General features: G+C 64.2%; 12 protein-coding genes. 2 read left to right on the top strand and 10 right to left on the bottom strand.

Annotated features, from left to right (window positions below):
• Window positions 1-45: 45 nt before the first annotated feature.
• The 6 genes from ACUXH0_RS03035 to ACUXH0_RS03010 form a co-directional block, all read right to left on the bottom strand.
• The gene (locus tag ACUXH0_RS03035; RefSeq protein ID WP_116576550.1) at window positions 46-1,116 is read right to left on the bottom strand and encodes a porin; all 1,071 of its coding nucleotides are present in this window, start codon (window positions 1,114-1,116) and stop codon (window positions 46-48) included.
• 152 nt (window positions 1,117-1,268) lie between these two features.
• Window positions 1,269-1,793 (bottom strand): 2-oxo-4-hydroxy-4-carboxy-5-ureidoimidazoline decarboxylase, encoded by a 525-nt coding sequence (gene uraD, locus ACUXH0_RS03030; RefSeq protein WP_182593791.1) that lies wholly within the window; start codon window positions 1,791-1,793, stop codon window positions 1,269-1,271.
• Window positions 1,790-2,752, bottom strand: coding sequence for an allantoinase PuuE (gene puuE, locus ACUXH0_RS03025; RefSeq protein ID WP_037028502.1), 963 nt, complete (start codon window positions 2,750-2,752; stop codon window positions 1,790-1,792). The genes uraD and puuE overlap by 4 nt, the downstream gene beginning before the upstream one ends.
• 111 nt (window positions 2,753-2,863) lie before the next feature.
• Complete coding sequence (locus ACUXH0_RS03020) at window positions 2,864-4,282, bottom strand: 8-oxoguanine deaminase (RefSeq protein ID WP_182593792.1); 1,419 nt, start codon at window positions 4,280-4,282, stop codon at window positions 2,864-2,866.
• A gap of 4 nt (window positions 4,283-4,286) precedes the next feature.
• Window positions 4,287-5,696 carry a nucleobase:cation symporter-2 family protein gene (locus ACUXH0_RS03015; protein WP_182593793.1) on the bottom strand — a complete coding sequence of 470 codons (1,410 nt, stop codon included), beginning with the start codon at window positions 5,694-5,696 and terminating at the stop codon, window positions 4,287-4,289.
• Between the two features lie 215 nt (window positions 5,697-5,911).
• Window positions 5,912-6,670, bottom strand: a complete 759-nt coding sequence (locus ACUXH0_RS03010; protein WP_182593794.1) for a GntR family transcriptional regulator — start codon at window positions 6,668-6,670, stop codon at window positions 5,912-5,914.
• A gap of 377 nt (window positions 6,671-7,047) precedes the next feature.
• Between ACUXH0_RS03010 and uraH the strand changes: the two genes are divergently transcribed.
• Together uraH and ACUXH0_RS03000 are read left to right on the top strand one after the other, a co-directional pair.
• Window positions 7,048-7,401, top strand: coding sequence for a hydroxyisourate hydrolase (gene uraH / locus ACUXH0_RS03005; protein ID WP_027681000.1), 354 nt, complete (start codon window positions 7,048-7,050; stop codon window positions 7,399-7,401).
• 17 nt (window positions 7,402-7,418) lie between these two features.
• Window positions 7,419-8,675, top strand: coding sequence for a urate hydroxylase PuuD (locus ACUXH0_RS03000; protein ID WP_012436091.1), 1,257 nt, complete (start codon window positions 7,419-7,421; stop codon window positions 8,673-8,675).
• A gap of 217 nt (window positions 8,676-8,892) precedes the next feature.
• Here the strand turns inward: ACUXH0_RS03000 and ACUXH0_RS02995 are convergent, their stop codons facing one another.
• The 4 genes from ACUXH0_RS02995 to xdhC all read right to left on the bottom strand — a co-directional run bounded on the left by ACUXH0_RS02995 (window position 8,893) and on the right by xdhC (window position 13,128).
• Window positions 8,893-9,465 (bottom strand): TMEM165/GDT1 family protein, encoded by a 573-nt coding sequence (locus ACUXH0_RS02995; protein WP_004630885.1) that lies wholly within the window; start codon window positions 9,463-9,465, stop codon window positions 8,893-8,895.
• A 237-nt stretch (window positions 9,466-9,702) separates the two neighbouring features.
• Window positions 9,703-11,037, bottom strand: coding sequence for a guanine deaminase (guaD, locus tag ACUXH0_RS02990; RefSeq protein ID WP_024972467.1), 1,335 nt, complete (start codon window positions 11,035-11,037; stop codon window positions 9,703-9,705).
• A gap of 16 nt (window positions 11,038-11,053) precedes the next feature.
• The gene (locus ACUXH0_RS02985) at window positions 11,054-12,091 is read right to left on the bottom strand and encodes an adenosine deaminase (protein WP_182593795.1); all 1,038 of its coding nucleotides are present in this window, start codon (window positions 12,089-12,091) and stop codon (window positions 11,054-11,056) included.
• Window positions 12,092-12,093: 2 nt separating this feature from the next.
• Window positions 12,094-13,128 (bottom strand): xanthine dehydrogenase accessory protein XdhC, encoded by a 1,035-nt coding sequence (gene xdhC, locus ACUXH0_RS02980; RefSeq protein ID WP_012436084.1) that lies wholly within the window; start codon window positions 13,126-13,128, stop codon window positions 12,094-12,096.
• Window position 13,129: the final 1 nt, after the last annotated feature.

The raw sequence follows: 13,129 nt of genomic DNA, 5'->3' as shown, positions 1-13,129 counted from the left end.
CGCCTGGGGAAAGTCCAGGCGCCGTTTTTCTTTGCTGCCGACTGCTTAGAACTTCGCGCGGATGCCCACGCCGAAGGTGTCTGCCGAGCTGAGGCTCGTCACCTTGTCGCGCATGTACGCGGCGTACACGTCAGTGCGCTTGGACAGCGAGTAGTCGTAGCCCACCGCCCACGTGTTGCGCTTTACGTCGGCCGCGCCCGAAGTTTTGGTGTATGCGTACGACGCGAGGATGCTGCCCGGGCCGACCGGCACCGATACGCCCAGCTGGCCGCCGTTGCTCTTCGCATCGCCGGAGTTGATGGCGTTCTTGATGTACTGGTATTGGCCGTACAGCTTGACCACGCCAAAGTCGTACGTGGCACCGAGCTGCGCAGCCGTCTGACGCGAGAAGCCTGCCACCAGTGCGTTCAGGTCACCCGGGGCGGAGTCGAAGCGCACCTGCTGGAAAGCCGCCGTGGCTGCGAAGTTGCCATGGAAGTACAGGAAGTTGCCGCCCCACTTGTTCTGGCCGTTGTGGCCGGCTTGCTCGCCCGCGCCGTAGATGAAGTTGGCGGTCAGACCGTTGAAGTCCGGCGTCGAATACATGATCGCGTTGTTCCAGCCCGAATCGCCCACCAGACCCGAGATACCGCCGGGGCCGCGCAGGCCGTTGCCGAGGTACGTGTGGAACACCATCGGCGAGAACGTGTACGAATCGATGAACGGGTTGAACAGGATCGTCGATACGAAATACGGCGGCGTCAGGCGGCCGAGCTTGATCGAACCCCACGTGCTCGATTGCAGGCCGACGAACGAGTTCCGGGCGAAGAACGTATCGCCGTCAAAGCGCCCGTACTTGCCGGTGTCCGGGCGGAAGAACGCTTCCAGCGTGAAGATCGCCTTCAAGCCATTGCCCAGATCTTCGCTGCCCTTCATGCCCCAGTACGAGGTCGACATACCGCCCGAGTTGACGCCCCAGGCGCGATCCGATGCGCCCAGGCTCTTGGTGGCGCCCGCCCAGGCATCCACCTGGCCGTACAGCGTGACGGACGACTGCGCCTGCGCACCGGCACTTGCTGCCCCCAGTGCCGATGCCACTGCCAGCGCGGCCATGCCACGCTTGAATTTCGACTGCATTGCTACCTCCTTTGTTGTTGAAAGTCACTGCAGGTTGCGCCGCATTCTTTGATGCAGTCACAGGCCGGCTGGTCAGGCTCCATGCCGGACGGTGTCCCATGCCCCATGACACCGCGCCCACAGCGTTGTTTTTTGCTGATGAACCTGAAAAATCAGTTTGCTGAAATCAAATCGGCCAAGCGGAAACCTGCAATGCGATGAATCTGTTCGAGCGACGCACGCAGCTCGGTATCGCGGTCGTTTTCCACGCGCTTGCTGAAGTTGTCGATGATCCCGTGGCGGTCATAGCCGCGCACCGCCAGGATGAACGGAAAGCCGAACTTCTCGTTGTACTGCGCGTTGAGGGCCTGCAGGCGTGCAAACTCTTCAGGCGAGCACTGGTTCAGGCCCGCACCACTTTGCTCGCGCGTCGACTCGGCGGTCAGTTCACCGCGCACGGCCGCCTTGCCCGCCAGCTCGGGGTGAGCGCGCACGAGCTTGAGCTGCGGTTCAATGCCGGCGGTGTCCACGGCATTGCGCATGGCAGCCGCGAGCGCCTCGGCCGAGGCGAACGGGCGCTGCGTGGCGGCCTGTTCGGCAACCCACGGGGAGTGCTCGTAGACGCCGCCGAGGACTTGCACGAACTGCGACGCGTCCATGCCGTTGAGTTGCGAGAGGGTGTAGGTGGTCTGGCTCATGCTGTGGTGCTCAAAACGGGTTGCTTGGCATACGGATGGTTCTGGATCCAGTGCTGCGCGATGTCGATACGGCGGCAGATCCAGACCTTGTCGTGCGACTGCACGTAGTCGAGGAAGCGCTGCAGCGCACGGAAGCGCGCCGGGCGCCCCAGCAGGCGGCAGTGCATGCCGATCGACAGCATCTTCGGCTGCGCGAGGCCGTTGGGATCGCCTTCTTCGTACAGCACGTCGAAGGCGTCCTTCAGGTACTGGTAGAAGTGGTCGGCCGTGTTGAAGCCTTGCGGGCTGGCAAAGCGCATGTCGTTGGTGTCGAGCGTGTACGGCACCACCAGGTGCGGCTTGTGCTCGCCGGACGAGGTTTCGACTTCGGTCCAGAAGGGGAGGTCGTCGCCGTAGTAGTCGGCGTCATACGCAAAGCCGCCGTGCTCGACGACCAGGCGCCGCGTGTTGGGGCTGTCACGGCCGGTGTACCAGCCAAGCGGCGCATTGCCAGTCAACTCGCGGATGATCTCGACGCCGATGCGCATGTGCTCGCGCTCCGTGGCTTCGTCGATGTTCTGGTAATGGATCCAGCGCCAGCCGTGGCAGGCGATTTCGTGGCCCAGGTCAACGAAGGCTTGCGTCACGTCCGGATGGCGCTGCAGGGCCATCGACACACCGAAGATCGTCAACGGCAGGCCGCGCTTTTCAAACTCGCGCAGGATGCGCCACACGCCCGCGCGCGATCCGTATTCGTAGATCCCCTCCATGCTCATGTGGCGGGCCGGGTAGGCCGCGGCGCCGATGATTTCCGAGAGGAACTGCTCGGAGCCGGCGTCGCCGTGCAAGACGCTGTTTTCACCGCCTTCCTCGTAGTTGAGGACGAACTGCAGCGCTACGCGCGCGCCGCCCGGCCAATTGGCGTTGGGCGGGTTCTTGCCGTAACCGATGAGATCGCGCGGATAGTTATTGTTTGTCATGGTTTTTTCATGTCGAGGAGACTTCATACAACACCGGTCAGACAGTGGAATGCGGCTTTCCAAATTCACGACATCACAGCGGCGTCATGAACGAGGCAAGGCGCCATCGCGTCAGGCCGGGACTGCCCGGGCAGCCTGCGCGAGTTCCAACGCGAGCTTCCGGTGAACCGTGAGATGGGCGTCGAGTTCCAGCGTGGTCAGGCGGCCGTCTTCGACGACCACGCGCCCGTTGATCACGCTGTGCGCCACGTTGGACGGGGCGCAGAACACCAGCGCCGCGACTGGGTCGTGGTCGGCGCCGGCAAAACCGACCTGGTGACGATCGAAGCTGACAAAGTCGGCCGACATGCCGGGTGCAAGCGCGCCGATGTCGTCGCGGTTGAGCACGCGCGCGCCGCCGAGCGTGGCGATCTCCAGCGCCTCGCGCGCGCTCATCGCCGCGGGACCAAAGCCGACGCGTGCGAGCAGCATGGCCTGCCGCGTTTCGCCGAGCATGTGCGCCCCATCGTTCGACGCGCTGCCATCCACGCCAAGGCCGACCGGCACGCCGGCATCGCGCATGGTGCGGATCGGGGCGATGCCGGAAGCCAGGCGCATGTTCGAGCACGGGCAATGCGCGACGCCAGTGCCGGTGCGTGCAAACACGTCGATGCCGTGCGCGTCGAGCTTCACGCAGTGCGCATGCCAGACATCGCGGCCGACCCAGCCGAGGTCTTCTGCGTACTCGGCCGGCGTCATGCCGAACTTCTCGCGCGAGTAAGCGATGTCGTTGTCGTTCTCGGCCAGGTGGGTGTGCATCGACACACCGTAGCTGCGCGCGAGCTTGGCCGACTCGCGCATCAGGTCACGCGAGACGGAGAAGGGCGAGCACGGCGCCACCACCACGCGCAGCATCGAATGGCGATCGGCGTTGTGCCACGTTTCGATCAGGCGCTGCGTTTCCTTCAGGATGGCTTCTTCGCCTTCGACCACGCGGTCCGGCGGCAAACCGCCCTGGCTGCGGCCGACGCTCATGCTGCCGCGCGCCGCGTGAAAACGCATGCCGATCTGCTGTGCGGCTTCGATGGAGTCGTCGAGCCGGCTGCCGTTCGGATAGAGGTACAGATGATCACTGGAGGTCGTGCAACCCGAGAGCAGGAGTTCCGCCATCGCCGTGAGCGTAGACACGCGCACCATCTCGGGCGTGAGGCCGGCCCACACCGGATACAGGTTGGTCAGCCAGCCGAACAGTTCGGCGTCCTGCGCGGCGGGCAGGGCACGCGTCAGGCTCTGATACATGTGATGGTGCGTGTTGACGAAGCCCGGCGTGACCACGTGGTCGCGCAGTTCCATCACACGTACGTTGGGTTGCCCGATGGCCTCGCGGTACTGCGACGGCAGATCGGCCGAGGCGCCAACCCATTCGACTACGCCACCGCGCGCAACCAGGGCGCCGTCGGCGATCTCGCGGCGTTGCGCATCCATGGTGACCAGCACGTCCGCATGACGGGCGATCAGAAGCGGGTCGTTGTGCGCGACAGTGGCGTTCATGCAATTACTCCGTGCCGTGGGTGTTGGCGGCAGCGTCGCGCATGGCGTGCTCGGTCGACTGCATGCCGTTGTAGTACAGGTTCAGGATGACCGCGACGAGCGTGCCCAGCACGATGCCGCTGTGCGTAACGGGCTCCAGCCAATGCGGCAGGTACTGGAAGAAGGTCGGTGCCAGCGTCGGGATCATGCCGAAGCCGATCGAAATCGCCACGATGAACAGGTTGTGGCGGTACCTGTTGAAATCGATCGAGCCGAGAATGCGTACGCCGGTAGCGGCCACCATGCCGAACATCACAATGCCCGCACCACCCAGCACGAACGAAGGAACCGACGCCACGATGTGGGCCATCTTCGGGAACAGGCCCAGCGCGATGAGGATCACGCCGCCCATGGCTGCCACGAAGCGCGACCGCACACCCGTGACCGTCACCAGCCCAACGTTCTGCGAGAACGACGTGTACGGGAACGTGTTGAACACACCGCCGATCACAGTGCCCAGACCGTCGGCGCGCAGGCCGCGCGTGAGGTCATCGGTGGAGAGCTTCTTGCCGGTGATTTCTGCCAGCGCCAGGAACATGCCGGTCGATTCCACCAGCGTGATCAGCATCACGATGCACATCGAAGCGATGGCGCCGAAGTGGAAGGTCGGCATGCCGAAGTGCAGCGGCGTGATCACGGCCACCCAGTCGGCTTCGGTAATGCCGGCAAAGCTGACCTTGCCGAATGCCATGGCGATGAACGTGCCAATCACGATGCCCAGCAGCACCGCGATGTTGCCGATCAGGCCGCGGCCGTACTTCGTCAGCAACAGGATGATCACGAGCACTGCCAGCGCGATGCCCAGGCCGCTCAGGTCGCCGTAGGCCGGATTCGGCACGGTCTTGAGCACGCCGTCCACCATGGTTTTCATGGTCGGCTGGCCGCCGGCAGCCCAGTTGATGCCCACGCCCATCAGCGACATGCCGATCAGCGTGATGACGGTGCCCGTCACGACCGGCGGGAAGAGTCCAAGCACACGCCCCATGAGCGGCGCGACGATGATGCCGAACAACCCCGCCGCGATCACCGCGCCGTAGATGCCGAGCAGGCCGATGCTCGGGTCCGTGCCGATGGCGATCATCGGGCCCACCGATGCGAAGGTCACGCCCATCATGACTGGCATGCGAATGCCGAACTTCCAAATGCCAAAGGCCTGGATGAGGGTGGCAAGGCCAGCGGCAAACAAGTCCGCGTTGATTAGGAAAGCGAGCTGTTCCTTGGGCAGATGCAGTGCACCGCCCACAATCAGAGGCACTGCCACGGTGCCTGCATACATCACCAATACATGTTGCAGACCCAATGCGAGCAGGCGTCCGTACGCCACGCGCTCATTGGTCAGATCCGCCGTGGGGGCGGCGATGGTGCTGCTTGCCATAAAGATCTCCTTTGGGTGGTAAGCCGGACGGCGTCCGGCTTGGAGCCTGCCCACGTTCCTGCTGCGCGCCCCGGTCGTGGCCTTGTGACACGTCCCGTCCTGATGTCGGGCGGTGTCTCTCGGGCCAACCTTCGGCGGGTCGCTACGGATCGTGGACAGGTTCTTGGGCGGCCGGCCTCTGTCGTGCCAGCTCGCCCGATACAGCTGAACCGGTCCTAGACTTTGTCCTTCCCGCCGCGCGGGCCCAGTACCGAACGCAGATCGAAATCCGCGGGCGCTTCGGGGCGCACGCGATCGGCGCAGCATTGCAAGTGCTGGGCCATGTGGGCCTGGGCAGCGCCGGCGTCGCCGCGCTCCAGTGCATTGAGGATGTCGAGGTGTTCGTCGAACGAGCAGGCGTTGTTGCCCGGGGCCTCGACGCTGGCGATCATCAGGGTGGTGCGCGACACCAGCCGGCGCATCATCTCGACCACCAGCGGGTTGCCGGCTTGCTCGGCCAGCGCCACGTGAAATTCTGCAGACAGGCGAATCCAGCGAGGACGATCGTGCGTGACGAAGGCCTGGCGTTCCTGCTTGACGAGTTCCATCAGGGGCGCGATGGCCGCCTTGGGGTTGCTGCTGTGGCCCACCTTGTCGAGCACCGCGCGCTCCAGGATCTGGCGCAGCTCGAACATGGCGTGGGCTTCGTCGATGGAGGGCGCCGCGATGAACGCGCCGCGATTCGGCTCGAGGTCAACCAGGCCGTCAGCGGCCAGTTGGGAGAAGACCTTGCGCACCGTATGACGCGCGGTGGCATAGATTTCGCACAGCGCATGCTCCGTCAGCTTGGTGCGCGGGGGCAGGCGGTGCTCCATGATCGCGTCGTAGATCTCGTGATACATCCGTTCTTCGACCGACATGCGTGTTGCCCCCGATGCCTTGACGCCCGACTTCAACGTCGCTTCCGTGGAGACCAGCTTGAGATTCTTGGACATGGCAGATCCGCCTTTGAGTAACGCGCCGCAGCATAAGCAACTGCGAAAATCTGTTGACAATTATTCGTGGCGGACGTCAATATTGTCAACAAAATGTGTTCGGGAATCCGACAAACTAGGGAAATCCCTGTTTCAAGCCGAGTCCAGCGACACGGCAGGAGCAAGGCGTCGGACCCAGAACCAGCGACGGCTTTGCCGGTTTGGCATGCCCCTCCCCACATGGATGGCAGGCGTAAACCGGCTGGACGCGCGCCGGGATGCGTGCACGGCACGTACCGAGCGGGCCCCGACGCCGGTCCTTGTCACACAAGGGTTTGGCGCGAGGTGCAAGTGGAGGCAGCGGCGCTTCTGAAAATTCAAACTACAGAGGAAGACAAATGGGACGCTTGACCACCCATGTGCTCGACACCGCTGCAGGCACGCCGGGTCAAAACCTGGCGATCGCACTGTTCAAAATTGTCGACAATCAGCGGCAACCGATCAAATCGGTCCGCACCAATCACGATGGCCGTTGCGATGCGCCGCTGCTGGAAGGCGACGCGCTGCAAACCGGCGTGTACGAGCTGGACTTCGGCGTGGGCGAGTACTACCGCGCCGCCGGCGTCAAACTCCCCGAGCCCGCGTTCCTGGACGTGGTGACCCTGCGCTTCGGCGTGGCCGACACCAGTGCGCACTACCACGTGCCGCTGCTGGTGTCGCCGTGGTCGTATTCGACCTATCGCGGTAGCTAACAGGGGAGGGAGTCATCATGGAAGGCTATATCCTCGACTGGGCCAACTTGCTCTTGCGTTGGTTGCACGTGATCGTCGCGATCGCGTGGATCGGGTCGTCGTTCTACTTCGTCTGGCTCGATAACAGCCTGACCAAGCCGACCGCGCCGGACCTGAAGGACAAGGGCGTCGACGGCGAGCTGTGGGCCGTGCACGGCGGCGGGTTCTACAACCCGCAGAAGTACCTGCTGGCGCCGAAGCAGCTGCCCGATCATCTGCACTGGTTCTACTGGGAGTCGTATTCGACCTGGATGTCGGGCTTCGCCCTGCTGACGGTGGTGTACCTGTTCAACGCCAACGTCTACATGATCGATCGCAGCGTGTTCGACATGACCGCGACGACGGCGGTGCTGCTGGCGCTGGGCTTCCTGGTGGTCGGCTGGCTCGTATACGACACGATCTGTCGCGTGTTCGGCAAGAACGACCGCGTGGTCGGCATTCTCGTGGCGATCTACGTGGTGATCGCGGCGTTTGCAGCGTGCCACCTGTTCTCGGGCCGCGCAGCATTCCTGCTGATCGGCGCGATGATCGCAACGATCATGAGCGCCAACGTGTTCTTCTGGATCATCCCGGGGCAACGCAAGGTGGTCGCCTCGCTCAAGGCTGGCGAAAAGCCGGACCCAATCCACGGCAAGCGCGGCAAGCAGCGCAGCGTGCACAACACGTATTTCACGCTGCCGGTGCTGTTCGCGATGCTGTCGAACCACTACAGCATGACGTACGCCGCCAACTACAACTGGGTTGTGCTCGTGCTGATCATGCTGGCCGGCGTGCTGATCCGTCAGTTCTTCATCCTGAAGCACAAGGGCGTCGTGAACTGGGGCTATCCGGCAGCTGGCGTGGCTGTGCTGCTGGGTGTGGCCGTGTGGCTCGCTCCGGTGTCGCGTTCGGTAGCTCCGGCAGCGGAAACCGCGGCAGCAACGGCGCCCGCAACAGCGGCAGAAGGCGGTGCTGCGGCTCCAGCGGCCGCCGGTGGCGGTTCGGACTTCGCCAAAGTACAGGCAGTCGTTACCGCACGGTGCTACCAATGTCACTCGGCGCATCCTACCCTGATGCCTTCACCGGCTAAGGGCGTGTTGCTCGATACGCCGGAAGAACTGGGCAAGCATGCACAGCTCGTCTACCAGCAGGTCGTCCAGCAGAAGCTGATGCCGTTGGGCAACGTGACGCAAATCACCGACGACGAGCGCACGATCATCGCCAAGTGGTTCGAAGGCGGCGCCAAGACGAACTGAGGCGCACGCTGAGCAACAACAGAACGGTTTATCGGAGCATGCCATTCGTTCCCTAGCGGGTGGCATGACCGGTGAGGGTTGAACGGGGCTGCGGCCCCGTTTTTTTTCGCCTGAAGCGTCTGCGGCGATGTGTCCGTGGCTGGGCTTGATTCGCCGCTGCCTCACCGGCCGCAAGGGGCGCCGGCAGGGCAGCCCCCAGAGCCTCGGAGTGGACGACTTATTTCCCGACGCCCAGCAACGCCAGTACGCCCAGCACCAGGAAGATCAGCGCCGCAATCCGATGCACCAGCGTGATCGGCATGCGCGCAGCGAACTTGTTGCCCATCAGTACTGCTGGCACGTTGGCGAGCAGCATGCCGACGGTCGTGCCCGCGACGACAGAGAACACGTCGTGAAAGCGCGCCGCCAGTGCAACGGTCGCAATCTGCGTCTTGTCGCCCATCTCGGCAAAGAAGAACGCAACGATGGTGGTCCCCAGGATGCCCAGGCCGCGCTGCGCGGTGGAGGGCGCTTCGTCGTCGTCGAGCTTGTCCGGAATCAGCATCCACCCGGCCATGGCGATAAAGCCCACGCCTAGGATCCAGCGCAGCACGTTTTCGCCGAGCACATGCGTGATCCAGCCACCGACAGCGCCGGCCAGTGCGTGGTTGACGAGGGTGGAGATGAAGATGCCGAGAATGATCGGCACCGGCTTGCGAAAACGCGCGGCCAGCAGGATCGACAGCAATTGCGTCTTGTCGCCGATTTCAGCGAGCGCGACGATGCCGGTGGAGACGAGAAAGGCTTCCATGTTGTTGTGGTGTCCGGGCCGTATGCGAACCAATGACGCGCCACTGCCGGCCCTGTCCGCAGTGGGTTGTCATCGGTCTCGCCAGGCGCGTCACCGGGTGCCGGGGTGGCACCCTGAGTGCGGCTGACCACGCCATAACCACCTGTCGTTGCGACGGCGGTCAAGTCTGTTGACGTGGCCCCCGGGGTATCGACCCCAGGCGGCTACTCCCCAATAGAAGCGAGGATTATAAATGGATCAGGCGTTGGCGCCAACCGCGAATTTGGCGGGCTCGCCCTGGATGTATGTGGCAGCCACGGCGCGATCCTCGCCCAGCAGCGCCAATGAGAACAGCAGTTCCTCCAGCGTTTCCGAGCGCGCATTGCGGCGGGCCAGCAGCGGCGTGGCTGCCGGGTCCAGCACGATGAAGTCGGCTTCCGCGCCCGGCACGAAGCTGCCGATGCGGTCTTCCCAGCCCAGAGCCTCAGCGGCGCCGCGCGTGGCCAGGTAGAACATCCGCAGCGCAGTCAGGTGATAACCGCCCATGCGCGCGACCTTATGCGCCGTGCCCATCGTGCGGAGCATCGAGAACGAGCTGCCGCCGCCCACGTCGGTCGCCAGCGTGAGTGCCAGGCGGTGTGCGTCGTTCTTGTGGAAGTTGTACAGGCCGCTGCCCAGGAACAGGTTGGAGGTGGGGCAGTGCGCGACGGCTGCGCCGGATTCGGCTATGCGCTGGCGGTCACCGTCGTCCAGCCAGATGGCGTGGCCGTAAAAGGCGCCTTTGCGCAGCAGGCCGTAGCGGTCGTAGACGTCCAGATAGCTGCGCGCGTCTGGGAACAGGTCAGCCACCCATTTCACTTCGTCGGGGTTCTCGGCGACGTGCGTCTGGATGAAGACGTCCTTGTATTGCTTGGCGAGTTCGGCGCAGGCCTGCAGCTGGGCTTCGCTCGACGTGGGCGCGAATCGCGGCGTGATGGCGTAAGCCAGGCGGTCCTTGCCGTGCCAGCGCGAGATCAGGTCAGCCGTGTCGCGCGCGCCGGATTCCGCCGTGTCGCGCAGGTATTCCGGGCAGTTGCGGTCCATCATCACCTTGCCCGTGATCATGCGCATGCCGCGTTGCTGGGCTTGCGTGAACAGCGTCTCGGCAGACCCGCGATGCACGGTGCTCCACACCATCGCGCTGGTCGTGCCGTTGCGCAGCAGTTCGTCGAGGAAGAACGAGGCGACGCCGGCAGCGTACTGCTCGCTTTCAAAGCGGCGCTCTTCCGGGAAGGTGTATGTTTCCAGCCAGTGCAGCAGGCCCGGCGACGGCGACGCGATCATGTCCGTCTGGGGGAAGTGGATATGCGTGTCGATGAAGCCGGGGACGATCAGCTTGCCGCTGTAGTCGTGCAATTGCGCGCCGGCCGGCAGGTCTTCACGCAGCGCGGCATAGTCGCCGGCCTTGATCACCTTGCCGCCCAAGACCACGAGCAGGCCGTCTTCCCAGTACTCATAGGCATCGCGCTCGCGATACTGCGGGTCGTGCAGGAAATGCAGCACACGGCCGCGGTAAGCGTGAACGGTGTTGGAAGTCGGAGGCATCGTGGTCATGTCGTCTCGTGGATTTTTAGTGTGCGGCTTTCCAGTGGTCGTCGACCTTGGCAAGCCACAGGGCTTTGTCCTGTTCGGGCAGGAAGGACGCCTCGAAGCTGTTGCGTGCGAGCGCGTGGGCATCGGCCGCAGACAGGTCGAGGGCATTGAAGGTGGCGAGCCAGTTGGTGTTCATGTAGCCGCCAAAGTAGGCCGGATCGTCGGAATGCAGCGTCACAGCGCAGCCGGCGTCCAGCAGTTGCTTGAGCGAGTGGTCGCGCAGGTCGGTGTAGACCTTCAGTTTTTCGTTCGACAGCGGGCAGACCGTCAGCGCGATGCGTTCGGCCGCGAGGCGCTTGACGAGCGCGGCATCGTCGATGGCGCGTACGCCGTGATCGATGCGCTCCACCTTCAGGATGTCGAGGGCGTCGATCACGTATTGCGCCGGGCCTTCTTCACCAGCGTGGGCGACCAGGCGCAGGCCGAGTTCCTTGCAGCGTGCGAATACGCGTGCGAACTTCTCCGGCGGGTTGCCGCGCTCTGACGAATCCAACCCCACGCCGATGATGCGGTTGGCTGGATCCTGGATATAGGGCAGGGCCGCTTCGAGCGTGTCGAAAGCGTCTTCTTCACTCAGATGCCGCAGGAAGCAGAGAATCAGCGCGCTGGAGAAACCGTGCTCGCGCTCGGCGTCGTCCAGGGCGCGGACGATGCCGTGAATGACTACATGCATGGGCACGTTGCGCGCGGTGTGCGTCTGCGGGTCGAAGAAGATTTCGGCGTGGTGGACGTTGTCGGCCAGCGCACGTGCCACGTATGCGGCGGTCATGTCGTAGAAATCCTGCTCGGTGAGCAGCACGCTGGCGCCGGCGTAGTACAGGTCGAGGAACGATTGCAGATCGTCAAAGGCGTAGGCTGCTCGCACTTCTTCCACGGACGCATACGGCAGCTTCACGCCGTTGCGCTCGGCCAGCGCGAACATCAGTTCAGGTTCGAGCGAGCCTTCGATGTGGATGTGCAGTTCAGCTTTGGGGCTGGTGGCGATGCGTTCTGCAAGCGCGGAGGAAATCGGCATGATCAGACAGGCGTGGGGACTCGGTAAGGGACCGCCGCGCCGCTGCTCGCGCTGGTGAGCGCATGCTGTTGCAGCTCTCGCACCTGCAGCAGTTGCGCGACGACGGATACCGCAATGATATCCGGCGCCTTGTCCACGATGCCCGCCACGCCAATCGGGCACACCATTTCCGGCAGGCGGGCCGGGTTCACGCCGTGCTCGACCATGCGGTGCTCGAAACGCGCGCGCTTCGTCTTGGAACCGATCAGGCCGAAGTAGGCAAAGTCCGTGCGGCGCATGATGCGTTCGCACAGCGCGAGATCCAACGCATGGTTGTGCGTCATGACCAGGAAGTAGCTGCCCGCGGGCGCGTGGTCGATCACGGCTTCCGGCGTATCGGTGGATTCGATGACGACGTTCGGCGGCACTTCCGTGGGAAACGGGAACATCGCATCCCGCTCGTCAACCCACGTGACGCGACAGGGCAGATGCGCCAGTGCGCGCACGATGGCGTGGCCGACGTGGCCCGCGCCGCACAGTACGATCGACATGTCGGGCGGCAGCACGGTTTGGGTGAAGCCGCTGGCGTCGAGTTGCACGCCGGCTGCGGCTGCGTCGCCCACGCTCGCTTCAACCGCGACCGCCGGATCGGCGGAGACGATACGGCGCAGGCTGCGGCGTTGGCGCATGGCGTCGTCGGCCAGCGCGATCCACTTCACATCACGCGTGTCGAGTCGTTCAAGCGACAGCCGCACCACGCCGCCGCAGCATTGGCCGAGCGCAGGGCCGAGCGGAATGCGCACGAACTGGCGGCGCGCTTCGCCGGTGGCCTCGGGCGCGTCCATCATCGTCTGGGCGATTTCCATCGCGCGCCATTCGAGATGGCCGCCGCCGATGGTGCCGAAGAAGCCGTCGGTGCATACCAGCATCAGCGTGCCTGGTTCGCGTGGAGCAGAGCCCTGCACGTCCGTTACCGTGACCAGCACGCACGGCTGCGCCGCTTGCACGGTGGCGAGCACGTCGGCGAAGCGGAATGGGCGCAGTTGCGTGTGGTCCATG

Source organism: Ralstonia sp. 110700041-2 (assembly GCF_056280165.1).
The sequence above is the reverse complement of the archived record's forward strand: the minus strand, read 5'-3'. Positions and strand labels throughout refer to the sequence as shown.